At 70.4% G+C, this 26412-nt stretch carries 29 protein-coding genes and 1 tRNA gene; 6 read left to right on the top strand and 24 right to left on the bottom strand.

The window, feature by feature from the left end:
- Positions 1 to 9 precede the first annotated feature (9 nt).
- The 4 genes from pfkB to BMH31_RS13100 all read right to left on the bottom strand — a co-directional run bounded on the left by pfkB (position 10) and on the right by BMH31_RS13100 (position 4539).
- Positions 10 to 957 carry a 1-phosphofructokinase gene (gene pfkB / locus BMH31_RS13085; protein ID WP_099724862.1) on the bottom strand — a complete coding sequence of 316 codons (948 nt, stop codon included), beginning with the start codon at positions 955 to 957 and terminating at the stop codon, positions 10 to 12.
- Entirely contained in the window at positions 954 to 1715 is a 762-nt protein-coding gene (locus BMH31_RS13090) for a DeoR/GlpR family DNA-binding transcription regulator (RefSeq protein ID WP_099724861.1), read from the bottom strand. The genes pfkB and BMH31_RS13090 overlap by 4 nt, the downstream gene beginning before the upstream one ends.
- A gap of 92 nt (positions 1716 to 1807) precedes the next feature.
- The gene (gene gluQRS, locus BMH31_RS13095) at positions 1808 to 2731 is read right to left on the bottom strand and encodes a tRNA glutamyl-Q(34) synthetase GluQRS (RefSeq protein ID WP_099724860.1); all 924 of its coding nucleotides are present in this window, start codon (positions 2729 to 2731) and stop codon (positions 1808 to 1810) included.
- Complete coding sequence (locus BMH31_RS13100) at positions 2728 to 4539, bottom strand: amino acid transporter (RefSeq protein WP_099724859.1); 1812 nt, start codon at positions 4537 to 4539, stop codon at positions 2728 to 2730. Before BMH31_RS13100 ends, gluQRS begins: the two co-directional genes overlap by 4 nt.
- A 269-nt stretch (positions 4540 to 4808) precedes the next feature.
- Between BMH31_RS13100 and BMH31_RS13105 the strand changes: the two genes are divergently transcribed.
- Together BMH31_RS13105 and BMH31_RS13110 are read left to right on the top strand one after the other, a co-directional pair.
- Complete coding sequence (locus BMH31_RS13105; RefSeq protein WP_099724858.1) at positions 4809 to 5132, top strand: hypothetical protein; 324 nt, start codon at positions 4809 to 4811, stop codon at positions 5130 to 5132.
- Positions 5133 to 5138: 6 nt separating this feature from the next.
- A complete protein-coding gene (locus BMH31_RS13110; RefSeq protein ID WP_099724857.1) occupies positions 5139 to 5429 on the top strand; it encodes a hypothetical protein in 291 nt (96 codons plus the stop codon).
- 12 nt (positions 5430 to 5441) lie between these two features.
- Here BMH31_RS13110 and BMH31_RS13115 read toward each other — a convergent pair whose 3' ends face one another.
- Positions 5442 to 6323, bottom strand: coding sequence for an SDR family oxidoreductase (locus BMH31_RS13115; protein WP_099724856.1), 882 nt, complete (start codon positions 6321 to 6323; stop codon positions 5442 to 5444).
- 21 nt (positions 6324 to 6344) lie between these two features.
- On the bottom strand, positions 6345 to 6602 hold the full coding sequence (locus tag BMH31_RS13120) for a Rho termination factor N-terminal domain-containing protein (protein WP_099724855.1): 258 nt from the start codon (positions 6600 to 6602) through the stop codon (positions 6345 to 6347).
- 322 nt (positions 6603 to 6924) lie between these two features.
- Here BMH31_RS13120 and BMH31_RS13125 point away from each other — a divergent pair, with 322 nt between their 5' ends.
- Positions 6925 to 7596: a DUF6766 family protein gene (locus BMH31_RS13125; RefSeq protein ID WP_099724854.1), complete on the top strand. Its 672-nt coding sequence runs from the start codon at positions 6925 to 6927 to the stop codon at positions 7594 to 7596.
- A 60-nt stretch (positions 7597 to 7656) separates the two neighbouring features.
- On the opposite strand, the gene BMH31_RS13130 is transcribed toward BMH31_RS13125, so the two are convergent.
- Positions 7657 to 9147: an FAD-dependent oxidoreductase gene (locus BMH31_RS13130; protein ID WP_099725302.1), complete on the bottom strand. Its 1491-nt coding sequence runs from the start codon at positions 9145 to 9147 to the stop codon at positions 7657 to 7659.
- 194 nt (positions 9148 to 9341) lie between these two features.
- Between BMH31_RS13130 and BMH31_RS13135 the strand changes: the two genes are divergently transcribed.
- A complete protein-coding gene (locus BMH31_RS13135; RefSeq protein WP_099724853.1) occupies positions 9342 to 9566 on the top strand; it encodes a hypothetical protein in 225 nt (74 codons plus the stop codon).
- A 68-nt stretch (positions 9567 to 9634) separates the two neighbouring features.
- On the opposite strand, the gene BMH31_RS13140 is transcribed toward BMH31_RS13135, so the two are convergent.
- The 5 genes from BMH31_RS13140 to BMH31_RS13160 form a co-directional block, all read right to left on the bottom strand.
- Complete coding sequence (locus tag BMH31_RS13140) at positions 9635 to 10648, bottom strand: DNA topoisomerase IB (protein ID WP_099724852.1); 1014 nt, start codon at positions 10646 to 10648, stop codon at positions 9635 to 9637.
- Positions 10645 to 11760, bottom strand: a complete 1116-nt coding sequence (locus BMH31_RS13145) for a YbdK family carboxylate-amine ligase (RefSeq protein WP_241898286.1) — start codon at positions 11758 to 11760, stop codon at positions 10645 to 10647. Before BMH31_RS13145 ends, BMH31_RS13140 begins: the two co-directional genes overlap by 4 nt.
- A 17-nt stretch (positions 11761 to 11777) precedes the next feature.
- On the bottom strand, positions 11778 to 12014 hold the full coding sequence (locus BMH31_RS13150; protein WP_099724851.1) for a hypothetical protein: 237 nt from the start codon (positions 12012 to 12014) through the stop codon (positions 11778 to 11780).
- A gap of 24 nt (positions 12015 to 12038) precedes the next feature.
- Positions 12039 to 12521, bottom strand: a complete 483-nt coding sequence (locus BMH31_RS13155; RefSeq protein WP_099724850.1) for an SRPBCC family protein — start codon at positions 12519 to 12521, stop codon at positions 12039 to 12041.
- Positions 12522 to 12714: 193 nt separating this feature from the next.
- Positions 12715 to 13656 carry a helix-turn-helix domain-containing protein gene (locus tag BMH31_RS13160; RefSeq protein WP_099724849.1) on the bottom strand — a complete coding sequence of 314 codons (942 nt, stop codon included), beginning with the start codon at positions 13654 to 13656 and terminating at the stop codon, positions 12715 to 12717.
- Between the two features lie 133 nt (positions 13657 to 13789).
- Between BMH31_RS13160 and BMH31_RS13165 the strand changes: the two genes are divergently transcribed.
- Positions 13790 to 14494, top strand: a complete 705-nt coding sequence (locus BMH31_RS13165) for a hypothetical protein (RefSeq protein WP_099724848.1) — start codon at positions 13790 to 13792, stop codon at positions 14492 to 14494.
- Positions 14495 to 14550: 56 nt separating this feature from the next.
- On the opposite strand, the gene BMH31_RS13170 is transcribed toward BMH31_RS13165, so the two are convergent.
- From BMH31_RS13170 to BMH31_RS13220, 11 genes are all read right to left on the bottom strand, one after another.
- A tRNA-Ala gene (locus BMH31_RS13170) sits at positions 14551 to 14623 on the bottom strand.
- A gap of 35 nt (positions 14624 to 14658) precedes the next feature.
- On the bottom strand, positions 14659 to 15066 hold the full coding sequence (gene rsfS, locus BMH31_RS13175) for a ribosome silencing factor (RefSeq protein WP_046456385.1): 408 nt from the start codon (positions 15064 to 15066) through the stop codon (positions 14659 to 14661).
- A 47-nt stretch (positions 15067 to 15113) separates the two neighbouring features.
- Positions 15114 to 16871, bottom strand: a complete 1758-nt coding sequence (locus tag BMH31_RS13180) for a hypothetical protein (protein WP_099724847.1) — start codon at positions 16869 to 16871, stop codon at positions 15114 to 15116.
- A gap of 3 nt (positions 16872 to 16874) precedes the next feature.
- Positions 16875 to 17492, bottom strand: coding sequence for a nicotinate-nucleotide adenylyltransferase (gene nadD / locus BMH31_RS13185; protein ID WP_099725300.1), 618 nt, complete (start codon positions 17490 to 17492; stop codon positions 16875 to 16877).
- A complete protein-coding gene (locus tag BMH31_RS13190; protein WP_046456387.1) occupies positions 17476 to 17688 on the bottom strand; it encodes a hypothetical protein in 213 nt (70 codons plus the stop codon). Before BMH31_RS13190 ends, nadD begins: the two co-directional genes overlap by 17 nt.
- A gap of 59 nt (positions 17689 to 17747) precedes the next feature.
- Positions 17748 to 19004, bottom strand: coding sequence for a glutamate-5-semialdehyde dehydrogenase (locus tag BMH31_RS13195; RefSeq protein WP_099724846.1), 1257 nt, complete (start codon positions 19002 to 19004; stop codon positions 17748 to 17750).
- Between the two features lie 50 nt (positions 19005 to 19054).
- Entirely contained in the window at positions 19055 to 19843 is a 789-nt protein-coding gene (gene proB, locus BMH31_RS13200) for a glutamate 5-kinase (RefSeq protein ID WP_099724845.1), read from the bottom strand.
- On the bottom strand, positions 19840 to 21345 hold the full coding sequence (gene obgE / locus BMH31_RS13205; protein WP_099724844.1) for a GTPase ObgE: 1506 nt from the start codon (positions 21343 to 21345) through the stop codon (positions 19840 to 19842). The genes proB and obgE overlap by 4 nt, the downstream gene beginning before the upstream one ends.
- Before the next feature lie 85 nt (positions 21346 to 21430).
- Positions 21431 to 21688: a 50S ribosomal protein L27 gene (gene rpmA / locus BMH31_RS13210; RefSeq protein ID WP_046456391.1), complete on the bottom strand. Its 258-nt coding sequence runs from the start codon at positions 21686 to 21688 to the stop codon at positions 21431 to 21433.
- Between the two features lie 35 nt (positions 21689 to 21723).
- On the bottom strand, positions 21724 to 22032 hold the full coding sequence (gene rplU / locus BMH31_RS13215; RefSeq protein WP_046456392.1) for a 50S ribosomal protein L21: 309 nt from the start codon (positions 22030 to 22032) through the stop codon (positions 21724 to 21726).
- 202 nt (positions 22033 to 22234) lie between these two features.
- Positions 22235 to 24772, bottom strand: a complete 2538-nt coding sequence (locus BMH31_RS13220; RefSeq protein WP_241898297.1) for an Rne/Rng family ribonuclease — start codon at positions 24770 to 24772, stop codon at positions 22235 to 22237.
- A gap of 367 nt (positions 24773 to 25139) precedes the next feature.
- Between BMH31_RS13220 and BMH31_RS13225 the strand changes: the two genes are divergently transcribed.
- Positions 25140 to 25748: a vitamin K epoxide reductase family protein gene (locus tag BMH31_RS13225; protein ID WP_099724842.1), complete on the top strand. Its 609-nt coding sequence runs from the start codon at positions 25140 to 25142 to the stop codon at positions 25746 to 25748.
- 31 nt (positions 25749 to 25779) lie between these two features.
- On the opposite strand, the gene coaE is transcribed toward BMH31_RS13225, so the two are convergent.
- Complete coding sequence (gene coaE, locus BMH31_RS13230; RefSeq protein ID WP_099724841.1) at positions 25780 to 26403, bottom strand: dephospho-CoA kinase; 624 nt, start codon at positions 26401 to 26403, stop codon at positions 25780 to 25782.
- Positions 26404 to 26412: the final 9 nt, after the last annotated feature.

Consider the following 26412-nt stretch of genomic DNA (forward strand, 5'->3'; position numbering starts at 1 on the left):
GTCGCCGGTTCAGTCGTTCAGGGGCAGCTCGCGCTGCAGGGTACGGCTGCGTTCGACCTCGAGGTCGAGCAGGTCCGCCGGGCCGGGGACCTCGGTCCCGGGGAGCCGCACGGCGGCAGCGCCCCAGCAGACCCCCATCGAGAGCGCATCGACCGGAGCTTCTCCGCGGTCGAGACCGAGCAGCAGCCCGGCGAGCATGCAGTCCCCCGCGCCGACGGTCGATACCGGGTCGGAGATGACCGTCCGCGCGTGCACGGCCTCCTCAGCGGTGATCAGCACCGCGCCGTCCCGCCCGAGGCTGACCGCCACGAACTCGATGCCCGAGGCGACGAGCTCCCGCCCGGTATCGACGACGGCGCCGAGCGTGTCGAGGGGCCGGCCCACGAGCTCCGCCAGCTCTTCGCGATTGGGTTTGATGAGCGTCGGCACCGCGGCGACCGCGGCGGCGAACGCCGACCCCGAGGAATCGATGGCGACCCGGGCCCCCCGCGCTCGTGCTTCGCGCACGATCGTGGCGTAGAAGGAGTCCGGCGCTCCCGGCGGCAGGCTGCCGCATCCGGCGATCCATGCACCCGCTTCGAGGTCCCGGAGCGCCGCCTCGAGCAGCGCGTCGACATCGGTCGGATCGAGCGCCGGGCCGGCCTCGTTGAGCTTCGTCGTGGTGCCGTCGGGTTCCAGCACGCTGACGTTCATACGCGTGCTCCCCGTGATCGGCACGATCCGGCTCGCCGCGCCGGTGCCGGCGAGGAGGACTTCAAAGAGCGCGCCCTCCGGTCCGCCGGACGGGACCACGATGAGGGCGTCGCCGCCCATCGCCGTCAGAGCCCGGCCCACGTTGACGCCCTTGCCGCCGGGATCCACCCGTGACGAATCGGCGCGCAGCACCTGGCCGCGGTCCAGGGTCTCGACCGTCACCGCCCGATCCACGCTCGGGTTCGGGGTCAGCGCGACGATCATGCCGTCACCACCGTGGGGCCTGCGGCCCGGAGCTCCTCGGCGAGGTCGCCGTCGAGGTCGGTGTCGGTGATCACGAGGTCGATCTCGTCGAGCGCCGCGAAGCGGGTGAGGTGCGCGCGGCCCGCCTTGCTGGAGTCCGCGACCAGCACGGTCGTGCGCGATGCCAGCACCATCGCACGCTTCACCGCGGCCTCCTCCTGGTCGGGAGTGGTGAGTCCGCGCTGCGCGTCGAAGCCGTTGGATCCGACGAAGCCGACGTCGACGGTGAGTTCGGCGAGCGCCTCGCAGGTCCATCGTCCGACGGCTGCTCCGGTGACCGGGCGCACCCGTCCGCCGAGCTGCATCAGTTCGATTCCGGGCTTCGCGGACAGCGCCGCGCCGATCATGAGGCTGTTGGTGATGACCGTGCACTCGGCGTCGGCCGGGAGCGCCTGCGCGATGGCGAGCGTGCTGGTGCCGGAGTCGAGCAGCACGGTGCCGCCCGCTGGAATCTCTTCGAGGGCGCGGAGCGCGATCCGCTGCTTGACCGCGGCGCGTCGGCCGATCCGCACGTCGAGACCGACCTCGGGTTCGACCCGGTCGACGGGGATCGCACCGCCGTGCACGCGCTGCAGCAGTCCGCGACGTTCGAGGGCGGTGAGATCCCGCCGGATCGTCTCGGTCGATACCTCGAGCTGCTCGGCGAGCGCACCCACTTCGGCGCGCCCGTCGGCGCGCGCCGAAGTCAGGATCAGCTGCTGGCGTTCTGCTGCGTACACGAAACGCTCCTCCCGTCGTTGCGTGGCGTTCACCCAACAGTGCCACACGAACGGGAGAATATGCAACTAAAACAACATTGGCTTTATGTTGCTTATGTGAGATCGGGCGTCCAAACCCACGGCTCCCTCGGCAGGAGCCCCGGATCGAAGCGGGCGAGGATCTGCTCGATTCGGACCGGCTCCCCCGGCGCCGCGAGCCCCAGCGAGACCGCGAGCTGCGTACGCACCCGGTCCGGGCCGATCCCGGCGTCCCGAAGCTCGCGCAGCGTCACCGCGCCGTCCCGCTTCGCGAGGCGCGCGCCGCTCGGCCCCAGCACGAGCGGCACGTGCGCATACTCCACCGCCGGCGGCGTCGGCAGGCCCAGCAGTCGCTGCAGCACGATCTGCCGCGGCGTCGAGGACGCGAGGTCGTCGCCGCGCACCACCTGGTCCACTCCCATCGAGGCATCGTCGACCACGACCGCCAGGTTGTAGGCCACAGCGCCGTCTCCACGGCGCAGCACCAGGTCGTCCACGACGCCGGTCACCCGGCCGAGGAGCCGATCCTCGAACGCGAGTTCCCCCGCCCCCTCCGGCACGCGCAGGCGGAGCGCCGGCAGCCGCGGCAGGATCCGCTCGCGGGCGGCGGCGCGCTCAGCCTCGTCACGGTCCCGGCAGGTCCCCGGGTATGCACCGGGCGGCGCGTGCGGCGCGGTCGGCGCGGAGAGGATGTCCCGCCGCGTGCAGGTGCACTCGTAGACGAGCCCCCGCGCCGCCAGCTCCGCGATCGCCGCATCGTGATCGCCGCTGCGCTCGGTCTGCAGCACCGCGGGCCCGTCCCAGTCGAGACCGAGCTCCGCGAGATCCTCCAACTGGCGATCCGCGGCACCCGCATCGCGGCCCCGGTCGAGGTCCTCGATCCGCATGAGGAACCCGCGCCCGCTCGACCGGGCGAACAGCCAGGCGAGCAGCGCAGTGCGCAGGTTGCCCAGGTGCAGGTCGCCCGATGGGCTCGGCGCGTAGCGGCCGGCGCTCATCCCACGTGCACCCAGGGCCGCTGCGTCACCTCGGGCACCGCGATCCGCAGCACCTCGCGCGTCATCGGAGCGATCTCGCCCTCGCCGAAGAGCAGGAAGCGCGCGAAGTTCGAGGCCGGGTTGCCCTCGGTCCAGCGGAAGTAGATGTGCGGGGCCCGCCCGGTGCGGTCGCGCAGATCGATGAGCACCGATGCGAGGCTGTTCGGCACCGAGCTGCCGCGCAGCGACAGCACGCGATGACCGTAACGCTCGTCGCCGACGACGTAGATCTCGTCCTCGAAGTCCGAGCTGTCGCCGATGGTCACCTCGATGAACCAGGCGTCCTCCCCGACGAAGCGGTGCGCGGCCTGCGCGTGCTTGAGCTTCTCGGTGTAGCGCTCGGGTCGCGCGTGCTTCGGATCGTGGGCGATCAGCTGGATCGGCCGGCCGGAACTCGCGGCCTCCCGCACCCAGGACTCGACCAGCGGATCGAGCTGCACCGTCGTCGCCCGCAGTTCGATGGAGCGGACCACGCGGGACACGAAGCTGACCACGAGGATCCCGAGGATGAAGCACGCCGCGATCTTGATGCCGTCCGGGCGCTCGATGATGTTCGCGATCGTCGTGTACAGGAACACCAGGGTCACGATCCCGAAGCCGATGGTCTTGCCGCGCTCGCGCTTGCCCCGCGCCGAGAGCGTCACCGCGACCGCCGCCGAGGTCATGAGCACCAGCACGCCGGTGGCGTAGGCTCCGCCCTGATCGTCGACACTGGCCTGGAAGATGATCGTGATGAGGAACGCGACGCAGGTGAAGACGATCACGAGCGGGCGGATCGCGCGGGCCCAGCGCGGTGCCATGCCGTAGTGCGGCAGGTAGCGCGGCACCAGGTTCAGCAGGCCCGCCATGGCCGAGGCGCCCGCGAACCACAGGATCGCGATGGTGATCACGTCGTAGACCGTGCCGAAGCCGTCGCCGAGGAACTGGTGCGCGAGGTAGGCGAGCGCTCGGCCGTTGGCCTTGCCTCCCGGCTGGAACTCCTCCTGCGGGATCAGCACGACCGTGGCGATCGACGAGGTGACGAGGAACGCGCTCATGATGAGCGCCGAGGTGGTCAGCAGGCGGTGGGCGCCCTTGACCCGTGCGCGCAGGCTCGCTTCGGGGTCACCCTGTTCGCCGCGGATCTGCGGCATGACGGCGACGCCGGTCTCGAAGCCCGACAGGCCGAGCGCGAGCTTCGGGAACACGATGAGCGCGATCGCGATGATCATCCACGGATCGCCGTGCTGCGTCGTGAGCGCGGTCCACCAGTCCCCCACCTTCAACGGGGTCTGCACGATATGCGCGAGGGCGACGACGAGCACGACCGCGTTGATGAGCAGGAAGCCGCCGACGAGCACCGTCGCGATGCGGATCGCCTCGGTGAAGCCGCGGAGGAACACGACGCCGAGCCCCGCCAGCAGCGCGAGGGTGATGACGACCTGCTGCCCCTGCAGGAAGTCGGGGGCGAACGGGTTCTCGATCGCATGCGCCGTCGCGTCCGCGGCCGACAGGGTCATGGTGATCATGAAGTCGGTCGCGGCGAAGCCGAGCAGTGCGAGCACCGCGAGCTTGCCGCCCCACTTGGGCAGCAGCTTCGACAGCATCGCGATCGATCCGGCTCCGGTCGGGCTCTCGCGCGCCACGCGCCGGTAGACCGGGAGCGCCCCGAACAGGGTGATCGCCACGAGCAGCAGGGTCGCGAGCGGGGCGATCAGGCCCGCCGCGAGCGCCGCGATCGCGGGCTGGTAGCCGAGCGTCGAGAAGTAGTCGAGACCCGTGAGGCACATGACCCGCCACCAGGGTGCCCCGCGCCCGACGGATTTGCCGTGAGGGCCCGTGTGCTCACCGGCTTTTTCAGCGGTGTCGGTCAGCAGCCATCGACGCAGACGGGACCCGGCGCCATCGGCCGGTCTGGAGGGCTCCTCGAGCGGAGTGTGCGTAGTCACGCGGTCACATTACTCCAGTTTCGGCTCGTCGACGCCACTGAGCGCAGGAAACCGTCGCGCCGTTCGCTGTGCCTCTCGTCATTTGCGTCGGAACGTGCCAGCATGCACCCATGGGCTTTCTCATCTACGGCGGTACCCAGGAGTTCGAGTTCGAGGATCGCACCCTCGCTCACCTGAAGGTCGCCATCACCACCAAGCTCCGTCGCCAGGAGAGTTTCCTCATGAGCTGGGTCAATCCGGTGGAACGCGGCGGCGGACGCCTGTCGGTCTGGCTGGCGCCGAACATCCCGCTCGTCTTCCGGTTCTCGGGAGGGCGGCCTCCGCAGTTGAACCGGCACTGGGTCGAGATCCTCATCGACCACTCCCACACCGCGCGCGGACTCATCGTCATGCCGGAGGACGACGCCGAGAAGCAGCAGAGAGAGAAGGTGTAGAGCGACATGGGATACCTCCACTACAGCGGCATGGAGAGCTTCGCCTTCGACGATCGCCTCCTCACCCACCTGCGCACGGTGATCCTCGGCAAGCTCAACCTCCAGGAGAGCCTGGTGCTGACCTGGACGCGGGACGGGCAGCAGCACAGCATCTGGCTGCACCCGACGGTCCCCATCCACTTCGAGTTCGACTCGGAGGCGACCCCCGAGCTCAACCCGCAGTGGATCGAGCAGTTGCTCGCCCTCGCGAACTCATCCGGGGGACTCCGCTGCGTCGAGGAACCGGTGGCTCGGTGAGGACCGACCGGCCTACAGGTGCCGTCCACCGGTGACCGGGATCACGGCCCCCGAGGTGTACGACGCGTCCTCCGACGCGAGGTAGACGTAGGCGCCCGCGAGCTCCGCCGGTTGCCCGGGTCGCCCGAGCGGCGACGCCGCACCGAACTCTCGTTGCTTCTCGTCCCAGCCGGTGGCCGGGATCAGCGGAGTCCAGATGGGGCCGGGAGCCACCGCGTTGACGCGCACTCCGCGCTCCGCCTGCTCCTCCGCGAGGGCGCGCGTGAAGCCCACCAGCGCCGATTTGGTCATGGCGTAATCCAGCAGATCCGGGCTGGGATCGAACGCCTGTACCGACGCGGTCACGATCACCGACGACCCGGGCTCCAGGTGCGGAGCGGCCTCCCGCATGAGCAGGAGCGGCGCAAGCAGGTTCGTCTCGAAGACCTCGAGCGCGTCCGAACGCGAGAGACGAGCGTTCGGAGCTCGCCGGTGCTGCACCCCGGCGTTGAGGACCAGCAGGTCCAGACCTCCGAGGCCTGCCACGGTGCGCTCGATCACCCGCTCGATCACGCGCTCGTCGCGCAGGTCCCCGGGCAGGAGCACGCAGCTGCGGCCGGCTCGTTCCACCTCCGCCGCCGTCGCCTCGGCGTCATCGGATTCTTCGCGAAGGTAGGAGATCGCCACGTCGGCGCCCTCGCGGGCGAACGCGATCGCGACGGCTCGGCCGATACCGGAATCTCCTCCGGTGATGAGGGCCCGCGATCCGGCCAACCGCTCGGAACCGCGGTAGCTGCGCTCGCCGTGGTCCGGCTCGGGCCGCATCGGGGCGGTCGCCCCCGGCTGGTCGTCCTGCTGCTGCTCCGGGAAGGGCGGGACGGGGTACTTGGTCCTGGGATCCTGATTCGGGCTCATGGCGATGCGTTCCTCCCTCGCTCAGTGGTTCCGCAGCAGGTCGATGAGTTCGCCCTTGCGCAGCTTCGAGTACCCGGACAAGCCGAGTTCTCTCGCGCGCGCCCGGAGCTCGGGGACGGTGCGGTCCTCGTAGTCCTCGGCTTCGCCGCCGCGTCGTCCCACGGCGGATCGACCCTCCTTCGCGGACGCGTTCGAAATACGGGCGGCCTTCTCCTTCGACGCTCCCTCGCCCCGCAGGCGTTCGTAGAGCTCGGGATCCTTCAGCTGAGACTTCGGCATGGCGAGTTTCTCCTTCCGCTGCATCGTCGCCGTCGGGGCTGAGCCCTCTGCGGGCCATCGCCGCCCCGCGGTCGTGCCTTCGACGGTAGGGCCGCCCGCGCTCGTCGGGCAGGGCCTCGACAGTTCCGAGGCGTATCGCTACAGTGCGCACTCCCGCACGGGCGCCGTCTGCCACACGCGCGCGGACGCGCGCAAGGGGCTGCGCAGCGGCGCGCGGAGTTCCTACGCTCGTCCGCATGAAGACGATGTTCTGGCTCTGGATGGGGATCGTGGTCGTCGGCCTCGCCGCGATGTTCACCGTGGTCGCGGTCGGGAGGTAGCCATGCGGCTGAAGGATCATGCGCTGTCGTTGGCGTTCGCTGGCGCCTTCCTGCTCGCGCTCGCCGGCCAGTCGGTCGCAGGGCTCGCGGACACCAACGCCGACCGGCTCGAGCACGGCGCCGCCGCGATCACCTGGTTCGATTTCGTGACGTCGTCGGACTTCGTCGTCGACGTCGCCGAGAACTGGCAATCGGAGTATCTCCAGTTCTTCCTGTTCATCTTCGCGACCGTGTGGCTCGTACAGCGCGGCTCACCCGAATCGAAGCAGCCCGGTGATGAGGGGCTCGGCTCCGACGAGGACCAGCTCGTCGGCCGGTTCGCACGAGCGGACTCGCCGCGTTGGGCTCGCGCACGCGGTCCGCGCCGGTGGCTGTTCGGCAACTCACTCCTGCTCGTCATGGGCGCCGTCTTCCTGCTCTCCTGGCTCGTGCAGGGCCTCGCGGGGACCGTCGTCGCCAACGAGGAGGCCGCGCAGCACGGCCAGCCGCTCATGGGCCTCGGCGAGTACCTGCTCTCGGCGGACTTCTGGAACCGCACGCTGCAGAACTGGCAGTCGGAACTCCTGGCGGTGGGGTCCATGGTGGCCTTCTCGATCTTCCTCAGGCAGCGCGGCTCGTCGGAGTCCAAGCCCGTCGGAACACCGCACGAACGCACGGCCGTCGAGTCGGAGTAGCTCGGTTCGCGCGCATCGACGCTCGCGGGCCGACGGCCGGGGACGCCGACCGGGCCTCCCTCAGCCGTCGTGCCCGAGGTCCTCGACGGCCGGCCCCTCGAGCCGCGCGCCGCTCGCGCTGAAACGAGAGCCGTGCAGGGGGCAGTCCCAGCTGCACTCGGCGCGATTCCAGCGCAGGACGCCGCCGAGATGCGTGCACACGGCCGGAACCCGCCGCAGCTCGCCGTCCACGCGCGAGAGTCCGACGGGCGCGACCCCGTCGCGCACGACCACGCCGTCGCCCTCGGCGGGCAGGTCCACCGAATCGAGCGTGCGCAGCTCAGCCGTGGTCCAGCCGGCGACGAGGCGGGCGGCCACGTTCGCGTTCTCGCCGATCGCATCCTGGACCGCCGACAGCCGGGTCGAATGGTTCCGCAGCTCGTCGGCCCACCCCAGATGCCCGCCCAGCACATCGGCGGCGATGGTGAGCGCGGCGGCGACGCCGTTCGTCATCCCCCATTTCCCGTAGCCGGTCGCGGTGTAGATGCGTCCGCCGCCCCCGGGCATCTCACCGGCGAACGGCAACCGCGAATGCGTCCGGTAGTCCTGAGCCGCCCAGGCGGCAATCCGCTCGGGCTCCGGGAAGAACCGCCCCGTCCAGGCGTCGAGCTCTCCCAGACGCCGCTCGGTGTCGTCCTCGCGCCCGGGCACGAAGCCTTCGCCGCCGACGACCAGTGCATCCTCGCCCTCGGGTCCGACCGCCACCCGCAGCGAGCGCGACGGGGCTCCGACGGACACATACATCCCCTGCGGGATCGCGTGCGGGTCGACTCGGTATGCGGCCGCGAAGGAGCGCATCGGTCGCAGCCGGGCGAAGAACATGCCCCGGTCGAGGATGGGGGTTCCGGTGGCGAGCACGCACACGTCGGACTCGAGCGCCCCGGCGTCGGAGACGACCCGGACGCCGCCATCGACCTGCTCGACGCCGCGGACCCGACAGCCCTCGACCAGGCGACCGCCGCGATCCCGCAGCTCATCGGCGAGCCGTGCGAGGACCAGCATCGGGTGCAGCTGCGCCTGCTGCTCGAGTTCGAGCGCACCGTAGGTCTCGAACGGCAGCCCCGGTTCCGCGGTCAGGCCGAGGTCGATTCCCGCGATGGCGGATGCGTCGCGTTCCGCCTCGAGCGCTTCCGTGTCCTGAGCGGTCGCGGCGTAGGTGAACGCGGTCCTCCGGTCGGGATCGATCCCCCACGACTCGAGCTGCCGCAGCATCCAGGCCTGACCCTCGCGGTTCGCCTGGCCGTACGCCCGCACCGCGTCGTCACCGGAGTGGGAGCGGATCCCCGCGAAGGTGGTGCCCTGCAGCAGGCTGAGCTTCCCGGTCGTGTTCCCGGTCGTCAGCGCGCCCGTGCTCCGCGCCTCCAGCACGGTCACTCGTGCACCGGACCGGGCCAGCAGCACGGCGGTCACGAGCCCGGTCAGTCCGGCGCCGACCACCGTCGCATCGCACCGTTCACTCGAGAAGGTGTCGGAGGCGATCTCGGGTCCCGTCAACTGCCACAGTGAAGCCATGCGGCCGACCATAGGTGCACGCGCGCCCGTCGCACGAGGCGGTTGACAGGGCACCGTACGGGGCCCTAAGCGGCTGGCGGGGGCCGCTACCGCACAACGGAAGTCCGAGCAAGCCCCTGCCGCCGTGAGGTGCCGGTGCGTACGGTCGGAAGGGTTCGGGCAGACGCGCCCGAACCCAACGTGAGGAGTCCAGCATGGCGGATCAGGATCAGGACCAGCAGCACCCGGAGACGGAGAAGAATCGCCCCCGGACCGTGGTACCCGACGCGGCCCGACGGCACGCGGAGCCCGCGCATCCCGATGTCGAGAGCGATCCGGCTCGTGACGACCGGACCGGATCGGACTGGGCGGACGAGGGCGGAGCTACTCCTGCCGGGCCGGCGACCGCGACTCCGATCACGCTCGATCCTCCGGACTGAGCCGGTCCCCTCGCCCACGACCGCGACGAGCGTTCGGCCCGGCCGGAGACGGTGGCAGTGGAGGTGAGTCAGCCTGACGCTCCCGCGCGCTCCAACTCCTGCAGCAACCGGAGGGTCCGCTGCTCGGAGCGCTCGAGGTATCGCCGGGACCGGGTGCGCAGACCGCGCACCCGGTCCAGCACCTCCGGGTGCTCGACAGCCGCGAGCACCCGCGGATCGACGTAGGAGGACCGCGCCACCGTGCGGGTGTTGCCGAGCCGCTCGGCCGCGGCGTCGAGCGCTGAGCGCAGCACGGCGGCCCGGCCCCGCGCGGACCCGAGATCCGCGGGATCGGCGTCGAACAGCGCCGCGGCGACCGTCACGGTCCCGCCCCAGGTGCGGAAGTCCTTCGCCGTGTACTCCGCGCCCAGGTGCCGCTTCACGTACGCGTTCACGTGCCGACTGTGCAGTTCGTGGATGATCCCGTCCTCATCGAAGAAGCGGAACACCTCCGGCCCCGGCAGTTCCAGCAGCTGCGCGACGATGCGGGCGATGCGCGGATCGCGGACCCGTCGGCGCTGCCGCTTGCCGCTCTTGCCGATGAAGTCGAACTCGACCGCGGCGCTCGTCGCCGACAGGTGCTGCTCCGTCAGGGTGGTGACGCCGTAACTCCGATGCCGTTCGGCGTACTCGGCGCTCCCCACGCGGAACAGCTGCAGATCGATGAGGCGGATCACGCAGGCGGCGATCCGGTCCTCGCTCAGGCGTCTGCGGCGCAGATCCCGGTCCACGCGGGCCCGCAGGCGCGGCAGCGCCCGGCCGAAACGGCGCACCCGGTCGAATTTCCTCCGGTCCTGGCGGCGCCGGAACGCCGGGTGGTAGATGGCCTGGGTGCGGCCCGCCGCGTCGATCCCGCGGGCGAGGACCTTGGCGCCCGGCGACCGCGCGATCTCGACGTCGCTCCACGCCGGAGGGATCGCGAGGGCCTCGATGCGCGCGATCTCGCGCTTCGAGGTGATCCTGCGCGAGCCGTCCCGATAGACGAAGTCGGACCCGACGGGTTCCCGTCGGATCGGGAGCCGCGCGCGGCGCCGGCCGCTCACCCGCCCGCCGCGACCGGATCGACCCGCTGCGGGAGCGATCCGTCCCGGAACAGGTCGAGCAACCCGCCGATGCCTCCCGCGGCGAAGGCGCGCCGCTGCTGCTCGGCGGGCCCGCCCGACTCGCGCAGCCCGTCGATCCAGGCCACGACGCGGTCGCGGTCGCCGGACCGGTCGAGCTCGCCTCCGACGGAGTCGAGCAGCCGATCGATCAGGTCGAAGGCCGGCACCGCCTCCGCGCGTCCCGGGTCGACCAGTTCACCGCCGAGGCCGTTGCGCGCCGCGATCCAGTTCGCGCCGTCGATCAGGCCCGGTCCGAAGCCCGGCCGCTCCGCTCCGGCTTCGGCATCGCGCAGTCCCCGCTCGACGATCGCGCGCACGAGGAGGGCGAACGACACCGCCGCCTCCGCGGTCAACTGCGCATCGGCGATGCGCAGCTCGAGGGTCGGATACCGCTCCGACAGGCGCGCGACCCAGGTCAGCACCCCCGCGTCGGGCACGATTCCGGCGCCGACGAGCCGATCGACGGCTGCCGCATAGTCCGCCTCGTCCTCGATGTGCTGCGGGTAGCCCGAGGCGGGCCAGGAGAGCCCCATCACGTGCCTCCAGCTGGCGAATCCGGTATCCCGGCCGCACCAGAATGGCGAGTTGGCGGTGAGGGCGAGGAGCGCGGGCGCCCAGCGCGCGAGTCGCGCGAGCGCGTCGACGCCGGCCGAGCGGTTCGGCACCTCGACGTGGACGTGGGTCCCCGTGCCGTACTGGTGGTGGCCGGCCGCGCGCATCTCGGCCTCGATGAGCCGATACCTCGGCTTCGGCGTCACGGTGCCCGCGGCATCACCTCCGACGGGCGGCAGACCGGTCCCCGACAGGATGAAGCCCCGCTCAGCGGCCGCGCGTCCCGCCGACATCCGAAACCCGACGAGCGAGGCATCCGCCTCCGCCGCGGTGCGGCAGACCGGGGTCGACGTCTCGACCTGACTCGCGAAGAACTCGCGGTCCAGCTCGCCCGCGCTGTCGGCGGTCGCGAGCGTCAGCTCCGCCGCCGAATCCACCGGCCTGCCGTGCTCGACGTCGAGCAGCAGGTACTCCTCCTCGACCCCGAAGCTCCGGGGCACCCTCCCGCCCACGAGCTTCACCCGTCCGACTCGTGCATCGCCGCTTCCTCCGGGTCCTCGTGCCCGCGCCGGGCGGGCGAGGAGGCGACGTCCTCTCCGAGCTCCTCGAGCGCGTCCCGCGGGTCCGACTCGGTCGTCTCGATCGCCTGCTCCTCGTCCGGATCGACCGCCGGACGCTCCGCGTCGCGCTGCTCGGTGACGACCAGCTCGTCCTCCGGCCCCTTCTCCTCGTTCTGCTCCCAGATCTCGGCCATGGTCCTACTCCTTCGTTCGGCGGATCAGCGGTCGACGGTTCCCGGAGTCTCGCGGGAGCCGTCGACGGTCCCCCGCCAGGCTCCTGTCGCGAACCCGTTCGACTCCATGAGACGTGCGAACTCCCGCAGATCGCTGGCGACCTGCAAGTCGTCGATCTGGAGCGCGGCCCCGGCCTTCTCGACCAGGCCTTCCGGCGCCCAGCGCAGCTCGAGGTGCACCGAGGTGCGGTCGTCAGCCAGTCGCTCGAACGTCACCCTGCCGGCGTGTTCGGGCCCGCTGACACTGCGCCAGGCGATGAGCTCGTCGGGGATCTGATCGGTGATCTCGGCTTGGAAGCCGCGTTCGACACCGCCGACCCGCACCGACCAATACGTGTTCCGGTCATCCAGCTGTCTCACCTCCTCGACGCCGGACATGAAGGCGGGGTAGCTCTCGAACTGGGTCCACTGATCGTAGACCGTCCGCACCGGCAGATCGACGGTGATGTCGTTCGCAATGGTGTGCATGGGGTCCTCTCCGTCCCGTTCCGTCCCGTTCCGCCCCGGCCCGCATCGGCCGATGCGTCTGCGCTATTCCGCCGGGGTCGAGCGTCTTGCGCGCTCCGAGCGTATGCTCGGGCGGCTCGGGAATCACCGGGGTTGACTTCACCCGGCGCGCACCGGTAACGGCCGTGCTGGACGTCGCATGGCGGGACTCGGGCTACGACTTCGTACGTGTCCTCGAGGAATCCCCTCGGAGCTCCGCGGGACCGAGCCGGTAGAACGCAGCGAGCGCGCGGCGCAGACTGGCGCTCGAACCGAACCCGGCACGCAGCGCGATATCGGTCGTGCCGAGCCCGTCGGCGCCGGGATCCTGCAGCAGCGATCGCGCGACCCGAGCACGCTCCCTCCGTAGCTCCGCGGCCACCGAACTTCCGCCAGCGGCGAAGATCTCCTGCAGGTAGCGCAGGGACACGCCGATCCCGCTCGCGATCCGCTCCGGATCCAACCGCGGGTCCGTGCCGTCGCTCCGGATCAGGGCGAGAGCCCGATCGCGGATTGCTGTCTGCCGGTCCTCCAGCTCCCAGGTCCCACCCTGACGGGCGCGGAGCACGGCGCCGGCCATCTCGAGCACCGTTCGGGCGATCAGTCGAGCATCCGCTTCGGACGCTTCCTGCTCGCTCCGCACCGACTGCGAGAGCAGCACGGCGAGAGAGCGCTCCGAGAGCGTCAGTTCCTCATGGATGCTGACCCGGTCATCGAGCACCGGCGCGTGCACGAGCAGCGCCTGGCGCGGGATCCGCGCGACGACGAACCGCCAGGGGCCGGTCAGGCGGACGCGGTTCGGCAGGCCGCTCGGAGCGATCATGAGCGGTCCCCGAGAGGTGCGCCAGACGCCGCCGTCGAGATACTCGAACTCTCCCTGCTGCACGAAGAGCAGGTCGATCGTCGGGAGGTCCGGCCGGATCGGCCGACGCTCGAACTCGGACCCCGTGCCCTCGGCCTCGACGACGAGGACCGGGCCGAACGCCCGCGCCTTCGCCGTCATGCCGAGCGGCCCGTCGACGCCCCGGATCCCCTCGTCGCTGAGCTCGCGCTCCCCGAAACGGGTGATGGACCGGTCGAGCAGTCCCTCGATCCTCGGCGCGCTCTGTCGTTCCACGGAGCGACAGTATCAGTCTGCCGGTCCCACGGACCAGACCCGGTGCCACGGATTCGACGGCATCCGAAAACGACAGAAGGCCCGGCTTTCGCCGGGCTGAGGGACGCGGGTAGGTCCCGCTAGGATCGCCATCATGGTCCCCGATGATCTCGCCGCTTTCGAGATTCTCGCAGCCCGTGTCGGTCTCCCCGTGCCGGCTCTGCTGCGCACCTGGATCGCTGACGGACGAACGCAGCTTCCGACGGCGCTCGATATGACGCTCAGCGAGTTCCTGGCGGACTCCCCGCTCGCACTCGTCGGCCGTCCCGACCTCGAATGGCTCTCGCCCGCCGAGGCGGCCACGGCCGTGGACGACTGGCTGTTCGCGGATGCACAGGCGGGAACGAGGTTCCTCCCCTTCGCGCGATCGGGTGCGGGAGACGTGTACGCCGTGATCCGCACGCCCGACGAGCGAACCGCCTGCGGGATGGTGTGGCACGACGACGAGACGAGCGAGTTCGCTTCCCCCGATTTCGCCTCCTGGGCGGCTGTCGCCTTCGCCGAGACGATGACCGATCTCGGCCCCGTGACCGGACGCGTCGCCGACGGCCGCGCGGTCGAGGCCCTGCGCACCGACCTGCAGCAGGCGGCGTCCTGCTTTTCACCCGAAATCGCGAACACCCTCACCGACTGGTCACTTCGCAGGACGAGGATCCGCCCGTTCCGAGCGGGGCCGCGCGCTCGCCCCTCCGATGCCGAGTCCCTGATCTCGCAGCAGGAGTTCGAAGCGTTCGCAGGGCAACTCGAACTCCGTGAGCCAATCGAGCTGGCCATCACCCCGCCCTGGGAGCTGCCGTGAACTTTTCGGGTGAAACGACAGAAGGCCCGGCTTTCGCCGGACCTTCTGTTCTTGAGTGGATCTGAGGGGACTCGAACCCCTGACCCCCTGCATGCCATGCAGGTGCGCTACCAGCTGCGCCACAGACCCGTGGAAGTCGGACGAATTCTCCCCCGACAACTCTTCTACTTTACATCACCCTCGGGGGTCGAACGCAAATCGGCAGCCCGTTCCAGGATCCCGCGCGTGTCGATCACCGGGCAGTCGCTCCACAGACGCTCGAGCTGGTAGAACTCGCGCTCCTCCTGGTGGAAGACGTGCACGATGAGGCCGCCGAAGTCGAGCAGCACCCAACGTCCGCCCTCGCGTCCCTCGCGCCGCACGGTGCGCACGCCGGACTCGTTCAGCGCGTCCTCGATCGCGTCGGAGATCGCCTGCACGTTGCGCTCGACGCTGCCCGTCAGGAGCAGGAAGGCATCGGCGTAGGGGAAGAACTCCCCCACGTCGAGCGCCACCGGCTCGGTCGCGCCCTTCGCATCGGCCGCGAGGACCGCGGTCTCGAGAGTGTTGAGAACGTCAGTGGTGTCGCTCACGCGTCCCTTTCAATGGGTGTGGTTGGAAAACTGAGGGGCGCCGGCGATCAGCCGAACATCCCGTTGCTCGCGCCCCAGATCAGGAGCCCGACGACGCCGATCAGCAGCACGCCGCCGGCCGACATCAGAATGATCGGGAGCGTCTTGGTTCCGCGCTTGTTCTCGTTGACCACGGCCACCGAGTGGACGGAACGGGCGCTGACAGCACGGGCCGCCGACACCGGGGACGCACCGTGCGGGTCGCTCGGGGCCGCCTCGCGGCTGACCTCCTCGGCCGCGTCGACATCGATCGAGTCGTGCATGGCCGCATGGCCGCCGGTCTCGCCCAGCGACTTGGGCAGCTCGATGGACCCGGTGAGGAACAGATCGCCGGTCGCGCCGAGCGGGCCGGTGAGCTCGCTGCTCTCGGGCATCGAAGGCAGGATCAGCGCCGACGTGTTGGTCGTGCTGGCCGCACCTTCCTGCGCCACGGCTCGGGAGATGAGGTCCTCGAAGTCGCCGGATCCCTGCCCGGCCTGGCCCATGCGGGCGCGGTGGACGGCAGGGTCGTCGAAGACCGACATGCCGTCGTCGAGCGGGACGATGTCGGGGAACGAGTAGGCGGTACGCGCCGACTGGGGCGCCGCGGGTGTGGCCGGGGCCTCCTCGGCGGGACGAGCCTCCGGCTCGGCCTCGGGAGCAGCCTCGGGCGCGGGCGCCGCATCGGGCTGCGTCTGCGGCTCTTCCGGTGCCGGATCGGCAGGGGCCGCAGCAGCCTCGGGCACGGTGAAAGCGGGGGGCGCGAACGCCGCGGGCATGGCCGGAGCGGCATCCTGCGTCGCAGCCTCGTCCGCGGCCGGTGCAGCCGCCTCTTCGGCGGCGCCGTCCTGCTTCTTCTTCCAGCCGAGCTTGCGCTTCTTGGGCTTCGCGGGCGCCGCCTGCTCAGCAGCGGACTCCGCCGCAGCATCGACGTCTGCAGCCTGGGCGGTCTCCTCGGCGACCTGCGCGGTCGCCTGTCCGACCATCGCGTCGAAGTCGAGTCCGGCGGTCTCGGGAGCGCGCTCCTCGGACCAGCTGCCGGAGGCCTCGGCGATCTCGGCGATGGAGAACGCCTGCGTCGCCGCCGGATCGACCGGCTCCTCCTCGGCGCGGACCGCTGCTTCGGGAGCCGCGGGCGCCTCGGCAGGGGCCTCAGCGGCCGCCTCAGGCGCCTCGTGAGCTTCGTCGGCTGCCTCCGCAGCCGGGTGCGGCTCGACCTCGACGGAATCCATCACGATCGTCGCGGGAGCGGCCGGAGTCGCTTCCGGGGCTTCGGACTCGATGATCTCCGCGGCGACGGTCTCGAGCGTCGGCTCGGCCGGCGCCTCGGTCACGGGGATCTCGGCCGGCACCGGAGCAGCGGTCTCGGGCTCGACGCGCTCCGGCTCGACGTGCTCCGGCTCGGCCTGTTCCGTTGCGACGGGCTCGGGAGCCGGCGCCTCGGGAGCAGCCTCCTCGGAGACGACGGCTTCGGCCTCGACGGCCTCGGTCGCTGCGACCTCGGGCTCGGCGTGCGCGGCTGCCGCGGCCTCCATCTCCGCACGTGCGCGCTCGCGCAATTCACGGATTTCGCGCCGGCTTCGCGGGCGCCCGTCCGGATCCGTCGGAGAGATCTCGATCTCATCCGCGGGGTCGGTGGCATCGGTCGCCTGCTGCTCGGCTGCGACGGCAGCCGCTTCCGCGGCGGCCGCAGGGGCGTCGACGGTCGGCATGGAGCCGGTCTCGCCCAGGGCCTGCAGCCGACGCTCACGCCGGGTCAGGGCGGGTGTCTCGTCGTGCTCGCTCATCGGTCAGTCGCTTCCATCGGTGTACAGTTCGTGCTTGGCAATGTATTGCACGACTCCGTCGGGCACGAGGTACCACACCGGATAGCCGCGCGCGACTCGACTTCTGCAGTCGGTCGACGAGATCGCCAGCGCAGGGACTTCTAGCAAGCTTACGTGCTCGCCCGACAAACCGGAAAGCGAGAGCTCGTGACCGGGCCGTGAAACCGCGATGAAGTGAGCGAGTTCCCAGAGTCGGTCGACGTCCTTCCAGCTCAGGATCTGCTCGACCGCGTCGGCCCCCGAGATGAAGAACAGTTCGGCATCGGGATAGATCGCGCGCAGGTCCCGGAGCGTGTCGACCGTGTAGGTCGGCCCCTCGCGGTCGACATCGACGCGGCTCACGCGGAACCGCGGATTCGACGCCGTGGCGATCACCGTCATCAGGTAGCGGTGCTCGCTCTCGGTCACCCGGGTCTTCTGCCACGGGCGACCGGTCGGCACGAACACGACCTCATCGAGGTCGAAGCTCTGCGCGACCTCGCTCGCGGCCACGAGGTGGCCGTGGTGAATCGGATCGAACGTGCCGCCCATCACCCCGATGCGGCGGCTTCGGTGCTGCACCGGCTCAGTGATGCTGGGCATCACCATGCTCGCGAGCGTACGCCTCGGCCTTCTCGGCGTGGCGGTTCGCGACGTCGCGGAAGCTGAAGGTCACGATGGCGAGCGCCGTGAAGATGCCGAAGACGATGACGCCGAAGAGCGGTGCCGGCATGGGCAGCTCGTTGACAACGTGCGAAGAACCCTCGGCTGCTGCGGCGACCGTGGCGAGAAGTGACATCTGACGTCCTCTACTGTGCGAGCAAATGGATAGTTGGCAAACAGTCTATCGGTTTCCGCTCAGCGGATCTGACCGGACCCGCGGACCAGCCACTTCGTGCTGGTGAGCTCGGGCAGGCCCATCGGTCCGCGCGCGTGCAGCTTCTGCGTCGAGATCCCGACCTCGGCCCCGAAGCCGAACTCGCCCCCGTCGGTGAAGCGCGTCGAGGCGTTGACCATCACGGCGGCGGAATCGACCTCCGCGAGGAATCGTTCCGCGTTCGCGTAGTCCTGCGTCACGATCGATTCCGTGTGCCGCGTCGAGTAACGCTCGATGTGCGCGAGCGCCTCGTCGAGGGAGTCCACGACGCGGACGCCCATGACGAGAGCCAGGTGCTCGGTGCTCCACTCGGACTCCCCCGCCGGCAGGATCTCCTCGGCGAACCCGCGCGCCGCCTCGTCGCCGTTCAGCGTGACGCCCGCCGCGATCAGGTCGGCGGCGAGACGCGGCAGCAGGCGCTCGGCGGCGTCCCGGTGCACCAGCAGGGTCTCCGCAGCGTTGCAGACGCTCGGACGGTGGGTCTTCGCGTTCCGCACGATGGCCGCGGCCATCTCCTCGTCGGCGCTCGCGTCCACGAACACGTGCACGATCCCCGCGCCCGTCTCGATGACCGGCACCGTCGATTCCTGGACCACGGTCGAGATGAGCCCGGCGCTGCCGCGCGGGATCAGCACGTCGACGTAGCCGCGGGCCCGCATGAGGCGCGAGGCGCCCTCGCGCCCGAACTCGTCGATCGTCTGCACGGCATCGCCGTCGAGTCCGACGGACGCCACCGCGCGCTGGATCACGTCGACCAGCACCGCGTTGGAGCGCTCGGCGGCACTGCCGCCGCGGAGGACGACGCCGTTACCGCTCTTGAGCGAGAGCGCCGCGATGTCGACGGTCACGTTGGGACGAGCCTCGTAGATCGCGCCGATCACTCCGAAGGGCACGCGGACCTGGCTGATCCGGATCCCGTTCGCGAGGGTGCTGCCCCGCACCACCTGACCGACCGGATCCGGCAGCGCGATGACATCGCGCACCGCGGCCGCGAGGCCGCGCAGACGGGTCTCGTCGAGCAGCAGGCGGTCCAGCAATCCGGCGTCCAGGCCGTTCTCGCGTCCGCGCTGCAGATCCTCCGCGTTGGCTGCGACGATGCCCGGGATCGCCTGCTCGATGCCGGCCGCGATCGCTTCCAGCGCCGCGTCCTTCGACGCGGTCGTGGCGGTGGCGAGGCGCTTCGCGCCCGTGCGAGCACGCTCGAGTCGGTCGATGAAGGGATCGTTCAACACGCTCATCGGGCCAGACTATCGCGCATCGACGCGCGGCGAGCCCCGATGCAGCGCGGTTACGCGGTGCGCTCGGGCTCGCGCGCGCCGAACCAGGTGCCGTGATCCGCACCGTCGAGCACGGCGGGCAGCAGCCGGGTCTCCGTCAGCAGCACCTCCGTGCCCGCGTCCGCAGCGAGCCGGGCCGCCTGCACCTTGGTCGCGGCGCCGCCCGTGCCCCACCCCGACTGGGTCTCGCCGATCTCGACGCCCTCGAGCCGGTCGCCGTAGGCGACCTCGGCGATGCGCTCCGCACCGGCCACCGCCGGCGGAGCCGTGTAGAGCGCATCCACGTCGGAGAGCAGCACGAGGCGATCGGCGCCGATGAGGCGCGCCACCAGCGCGGCCAGCCGGTCGTTGTCGCCGAAGCGGATCTCGTGCGTGGCGACGGTGTCGTTCTCGTTGATGATCGGGAGGATCCCGAGCTGCAGCAGGCGCTCGAGCGCGCGCTTGGCGTTCCCGCGGTGGGTCGGGTTGTCGAGATCGTGGGCGGTGAGCAGCACCTGCCCGGCGACGATCTCGTGCGTCGTGAGCGCCCGCTGGTACCGGTTCACGAGGATGTTCTGCCCGACCGCCGCGGCGGCCTGCTGGGTCGCGAGATCCTCGGGACGTTCCTCCAGCTGGAGGAACGGCACGCCGGTCGCGATCGCGCCGCTGGAGACGAGGATCACCTCGGCGCCCGCGGCGTGGAGGCGGGCCAGCGAGTCGACCAGGTGCGGGATCTGGGCGGCGTTGTCGCCGCTGACCGAGGAGGAGCCGACCTTGACGACGACGCGCCGCCCGGTCAGCAGCCACTCGGCGCGGCTCATGCCTCGTCGCTCCACATGCCGGCCTTGCGCTCGCGCTCGAGTTCCGCGCGCGCCTCGGCCTTGGCGTCCATGAGCGTGTGGTACTCCTCACGGCGCTCGTTGTTGGTGCGTCGCTTGTTCTGCTCCACGCGCAGATCGGTGCCTCGGGCGCCCATCTGCACTTCGGCCGCGCTCGTGAGCGTGGGCTCCCAGTCGAAGATCACACCGGAGCCCGGGCCGATCACCACGGTCGAGCCGGCGACTGCGCCGGCCTTGACCAGCGCGTCCTCGATGCCGAGCTTGTTCAGGCGATCCGCCAGGTAGCCGACGGCCTCGTCGTTCGTGAAGTCGGTCTGCGCGACCCAGCGCTCGGGCTTCGTGCCCAGGATGCGGTAGAGCGTGCCGTAGCTGCCGCCCTCGGCGCGCACGGTGAAACCGCCCTCGTTGACGGGCTTCGGCTGCAGCACGATCCGGGGCTGATCGATCTCGTCCTGCAGCGCCTCTGCGCGAGCGGTCTCGACCAGCTCGGCCATGGCGAACGAAAGCTCGCGCAGACCCGCGTGCGACGCCGCCGAGATCTCGAACACGCGATACCCCATGGCTTCCAGCTCGGGACGCACGAACTCTGCGAGCTCGCGGGCCTCGGGCACGTCGACCTTGTTGAGCGCGATCAGCTGCGGACGGTCCAGCAGCGGCACCTGGCCCTCGGGAACGGGATAGGCGGCGAGCTCGGCCTTGATGACCTCGAGGTCGGAGAGCGGATCACGGCCCGGCTCGAGGGTGGCGCAGTCGAGCACGTGCAGCAGGGCGCTGCAGCGCTCGACGTGGCGGAGGAAGTCGAGCCCGAGGCCCTTGCCCTCGCTCGCGCCCTCGATGAGGCCGGGCACGTCCGCGACGGTGAAGCGGTGCTCGCCCACCTGCACGACGCCCAGGTTGGGGTGCAGCGTGGTGAACGGGTAGTCCGCGATCTTCGGCTTCGCCGCGCTGAGCGCCGCGATGAGGCTCGACTTGCCCGCGGAGGGGTAGCCGACGAGGGCGACGTCGGCGATGGTCTTGAGCTCGAGGGTGATGCTGCCCGCCCACCCCTCGGTGCCGAGCAGCGCGAAACCGGGAGCCTTGCGCTTGGTGCTCGCGAGCGAGTGGTTGCCGAGGCCGCCGATGCCGCCGTGGGCGACGACGTAGCGGGTACCGGGCTCGGTGAGATCGATGAGGGTCTCCCCCGCGTCGTCCTTCACCACGGTGCCGATCGGGACCGAGAGAGTCAACTCGGCGCCGTTGGTGCCCGCGCGGTAGTCGCCGGCGCCGTAGCCGCCGTTCTCCGCGCTGCGGTGGGGCCGTCGATGATAGTCGAGCAGCGTGGTGACCTGCGGGTCCGCCAGCAGCACGATGTCGCCGCCGTGCCCGCCGTTGCCGCCATCGGGGCCCGCCAGCGGCTTGAACTTCTCGCGTCGGATCGACACGCAGCCGTTGCCGCCCCGCCCGGCCTGCAGGTGCACCTGCACCCGGTCAACAAACGTCACCATGCTGCGTTCCTCACGTCAGATTCAAAAGCCCGAAAATACGGCAAAGGGCGAGCCGAAGCCCGCCCTTGCCAAGTGCTGCCGAGTGTTAGGCGGCTGCGGTCACGATGTTGACGACCTTGCGGCCGCCCTTCGCGCCGAACTCCACCGCGCCTGCGGCAAGAGCGAAGAGGGTGTCGTCGCCACCGCGGCCGACGTTGGCGCCCGGGTGGAAGTGGGTGCCGCGCTGACGCACGATGATCTCGCCGGCGTTCACCTGCTGACCGCCGAAGCGCTTCACGCCAAGACGCTGTGCGTTCGAGTCGCGACCGTTACGGGTCGAGCTCGCGCCCTTCTTATGTGCCATGAGTCTCTAGTCTCCTTGTTTCGGGAAGCCGGGGGCTACTTGATGCCCGTGACCTTGATGCGGGTGAGGTCCTGGCGGTGACCCTGACGCGACTTGTAGCCGGTCTTGTTCTTGTACCGCTGGATCACGATCTTGGGGCCGCGGAGGTCCTCGAGGACCTCTGCAGTCACCTTGACCTTGGCGAGCTTGGCGGCGTCGGTGGTCACCTGGTCGCCGTCGACGAGCAGCACGGCGGGCAGCTCGATCTTGTCCTTGGCGTCAGCCGAAAGACGGTTCACCGTGATGATCGAGCCGACCTCGACCTTCTCCTGCCGTCCGCTGGTGCGCACTACTGCGTAAACCACTTGTCACCCTTTTCCTGAGGATCGTCTTACGTATCCGAACCGCGACGCTGAAATCGCCGTTCGTGGTCTGCGGGGCGAACGTTCTCGCTGCTCCGCACTGTGGAACCGCGCCCTGTTCACCGGATCGCCACTCAAAAAGAGTGGCACCAGCGATCAAGCATATCTCTCGATCACCGACCGGTCAAATGCCTGGCGTGTCCCGCTACTCCGCGTCGCGACCGGACACGGTCGCGTCGAGCGCCTCGGCGAGCGCGGCCTGCGCCGCACGCACCGACTCGTCGTTGCGCGTCTCGGCCTCGCGCCCCTCGGCGGCGCGACCCTCGGCCGCGCGACCCTCGGCCGCGCGGCCCGAGGCGACCGACACGCGGCGCCCGCGGGACCGGCCGCGCCCCGCAGCGGGCGCGTCGGGCAGCGCTTCGAGCACCGAGTCGAGCAGACCGCCCGCGGGGGCGCTCGCCGGCTCGGGCACGGACTGCGCGTTCTCCCAGGCGGCGCGTGCGCCGCGCTGCGCGCGGTTCCGCTGGCCGGACTCGCGCTTCGGCGACTCGGCGGCCGGAGCCGCCGCCTCGGCGCGGGGAGCGTCGTCCTCGTGCTTCGCGGTGCCGGGGATCGTCGAAGCCGCGACCTGGGCGAGCATGTTCTTCGCCCCGTCGCTGATCGCGTGAGTCTGCGAGGCCGCGTGGGACTGCTGCCCGGCGTTCTGCCCGCCGTTGCCGCTGGAGTGGTTCGAGTGGTTCGAGCCGTTGCCGTTCTGGCCACCGCCCTGACCGCCGTTCGACTTCCGCTTGCCGCGCGACGGCACCGAATCGGCGCCACGATGCTTGCCGACCGGCTCGTGGTGCACGATCACGCCGCGACCAGCGCAGACCTCGCAGGGCTCGCTGAACGACTCGAGCAGGCCGAGCCCCAGCTTCTTGCGGGTCATCTGGACGAGGCCCAGCGAGGTCACCTCGGCGACCTGGTGCTTCGTGCGATCGCGGCTCAGGCACTCCACCAGGCGGCGCAGCACGAGATCCCGGTTGGACTCGAGCACCATGTCGATGAAGTCGACGACGATGATCCCGCCGATGTCCCGGAGGCGGAGCTGCCGAACGATCTCCTCGGCGGCCTCCAGGTTGTTCTTGGTGACCGTCTCCTCGAGGTTGCCGCCCGAACCGACGAACTTGCCCGTGTTCACGTCGACGACGGTCATGGCCTCGGTGCGATCGATCACGAGGGATCCGCCCGAGGGCAGCCACACCTTGCGATCGAGCGCCTTCACGATCTGCTCGGAGATGCGGTACTCGTCGAAGACGTCGCGCTCCCCCTCGAAGCGCTCGACGCGCTGCAGCAGATCGGGAGCGACCTGCTCGAGGTAGTTCGAGATGGTGCTGAACGTGTCGGCGCCCGAGATCACGAGTCGGTGGAAGTCCTCGTTGAAGACGTCCCGGATGATCTTGATGAGCATGTCCGGCTCGGAGTGCAGCAGGACCGGGGCCCCGCCCTTCTCGACGCGCTTCTGGATCGACTCCCACTGGCGGGTCAGACGCTGCACGTCGTGCGTGAGCTGATCCTCGCTGGCGCCCTCGGCGGCCGTGCGCACGATCACGCCGGCACCCGACGGCAGGACCGCCTTCAGGATCTTCTTCAGGCGCGCGCGCTCGGTGTCGGGCAGCTTGCGCGAGATGCCGTTCATCGCCCCACCGGGCACGTACACGAGGAAGCGGCCCGGCAGCGAGATCTGGCTCGTGAGGCGAGCGCCCTTGTGCCCCACCGGATCCTTGGTGACCTGCACCAGGATCTGGTCGCCCGGCTTGAGCGCGTTCTCGATGCGGCGCGCGGTGTTGCTGCCCTCGAACTCCGACCAGTCGACCTCGCCCGAGTAGAGCACGGCGTTGCGGCCGCGCCCGATGTCGACGAACGCCGCCTCCATGCTCGGCAGCACGTTCTGCACGCGTCCCAGGTAGACGTTGCCGATCAGCGAGCTCTCGCTGGACCGGGCGACGTAGTGCTCGACGAGCACTTTGTCTTCGAGGACGCCGATCTGGATGCGGTCGGCGGTCGTGCGCACCACCATCTCGCGATCCACGGCCTCACGACGGGCGAGGAACTCTGACTCGGTGATGACCATGCGACGGCGACGGCCAGCGTCACGGCCGTCGCGTCGGCGCTGCTTCTTCGCCTCCAGGCGAGTGGATCCCTTGACCTTCTGCGGCTCGGTGATCACCGGGGCCTGGCGCGGCTGACGGCGCGGCTGCGGCTCCTCCTCCGGAGGGAGCTCCTGACCGCCCGTGCGGCGGCGATTGCGACGCCGAGCGGATCCCGCTTCGCGGTCCTCGGCATCGTCGCGCGAGAACTGCTGGTCGAGCAGATCGTCGAGCTGGCGCAGCTCGGTCCCGCCGCGGCGCGGACGGGGCACCACCGGCGGCACGTCGGGCGCCAGGAAGATGAGGCGCGTCGTGGCGCGGAAGCGTTCCTCCGGCGTCATGTCCGCGAGCGGCAGCACGAGGTCGGGGTGGGTCTTGACGGGCGCGGCCTCGGACTCCGCCGGCTCGGCGTCGGCGTCGGCTTCGGGCGACTCAGCCGGAGTTTCGGCTGACTCGGCCTCCGCGGGAGCGGCCTCCGCGGAAGCGGCCTCCGCCTCGGGGGCGGCGTCCGCCGCCTCGCCCGCGGGCGCGTCGGACGGCTCCGCGACGGTATCGCTCGCGGGCGCCGCCTCAGCTGCCGCCGGCTCGACCGCGGCGGCGGGAGCCGCCTCGATCTGCGCGTCGAGAACCGCCTCGACCGCGTCGAGGATCGTCTCGAGCGCATCGCCGTTCGTCGGCTCCGCGGTGACGGGTTCGACGTTCTGTGAAGTTTCGTTTTCGGGCTGATTCACCATCTCTGGTGTACTCCTCTGGCCCGGAGGATACTCGCCCCTCCGGGAATCTCCTCGGTGCGGCGGCTCACCGCCGCAAATCCTGTTCTCCGCGGGGCGTTCGCTCCGCGCTCGGTCAGTGCATCGACCGGTGACCGCCGCAGGGCGGCCAAAAGACTGTGCGCATCTCGCCTGTTCGGCGCCGATACGGTGTCCATTATGGCACGTCAGCTGAATACGCACCGCAGAATTGGTCACTAGGATTCGAATTATGACCACTACGCCGGTGCGCGCTCCCCGTCCGATCGGCTTCGCCGTGTTCACGATCGTGCTCGGCGCGATCGGCTGGTTCGCCGCATTCGAACTCCTGACCGAGTACATCAAGACGCTGCAGAACCCGGACTACGTGCCGAACTGCAGCGTCAGCATCCTCGTCACCTGCGGCCCGAACATGGGGTCGTGGCAGGGTTCGCTCTTCGGATTCAGCAACACCATCATCGGGGTCAGCGCGTTCGTCGCTCCGATCGCCGTCGGCGTCGCGCTGCTCGCCGGTGCACGCTTCTCGCGGTGGTTCTGGACCATCTACCAGATCGGCCTGCTCGGTGGATTCGTCTTCATCTGCTGGCTGGCGGTCCAGAGCATCTTCGTCCTCGGTACGCTCTGCCCCTGGTGCATGGTCGTCTGGACGGTCATGATCCCGTTGTTCTGGACCACGCTCCTGCGGCCGTACGCGGTCGGAGACGTCGTGCTGGCGCAGCGCCCCGCGAAGATCTTCCGTTCGCTCTACTCGTGGACCTGGGTCATCGTCCTGTTCTGCTACGTGATCATCGCCGCCGTGGCGCAGTTCCAGCTCAATTGGCTGGCCGAGTTCAGCCGCTGAGCAAGTCCGCGGCTCGGCTCGGGCGCCGGCCTCAGCCGGCCGCCTTCGGCGCCGTGAGGCGTGTCCACAGTGCATCCACCCGGTCCAGGGTCTCCTGTTCCGTGCCGCTCGTGTCGATGATCACATCGGCGATCGCGCGGCGATCGGCGTCGCTCGCCTGACTCCCGATCCGCCGCTCGGCCTCGGCGCGATCCATGCCGCGCAGCGCGACCAGACGGTCGGCCCGGAGCTCCGCCGGCGCGTCCGCGACCACCACGAGGTCCCAGGGCACGGCGCTCGCGGCCCGCCCGCCGGTCTCGACGAGCAGGGGGATCTCGTACACCACGATCGCGCCGGGATCCTCCGCGGTCGCTTCGGCGATCCGCCGCTCCGCGAGCTCGCGCACCGCGGGGTGCACGATCGCGTTCAGGTCGGCGAGCGCCTCGGCGTCGCCGAAGACGCGGGCACCGAGCGCCGCCCGGTCGAGAGCACCGTCCGGGCGAATCACCTCGGCTCCGAAGCGATCTCGGATGGCGCGCAGCCCGGGCGTGCCCGGTTCGACGACGTCCCGGGCGAGCTGGTCCGCGTCGATCCGGAATGCCCCGAGCTCCGCCAGACGGCGGCCAACGGTCGATTTGCCTGCGGCGATGCCGCCCGTGAGCGCGATGAGTTGCACGCAATGCAG

Origin of the sequence: Leucobacter sp. OLIS6 (assembly GCF_002752355.1) — a bacterium.
Lineage (GTDB): Bacteria > Actinomycetota > Actinomycetes > Actinomycetales > Microbacteriaceae > Leucobacter.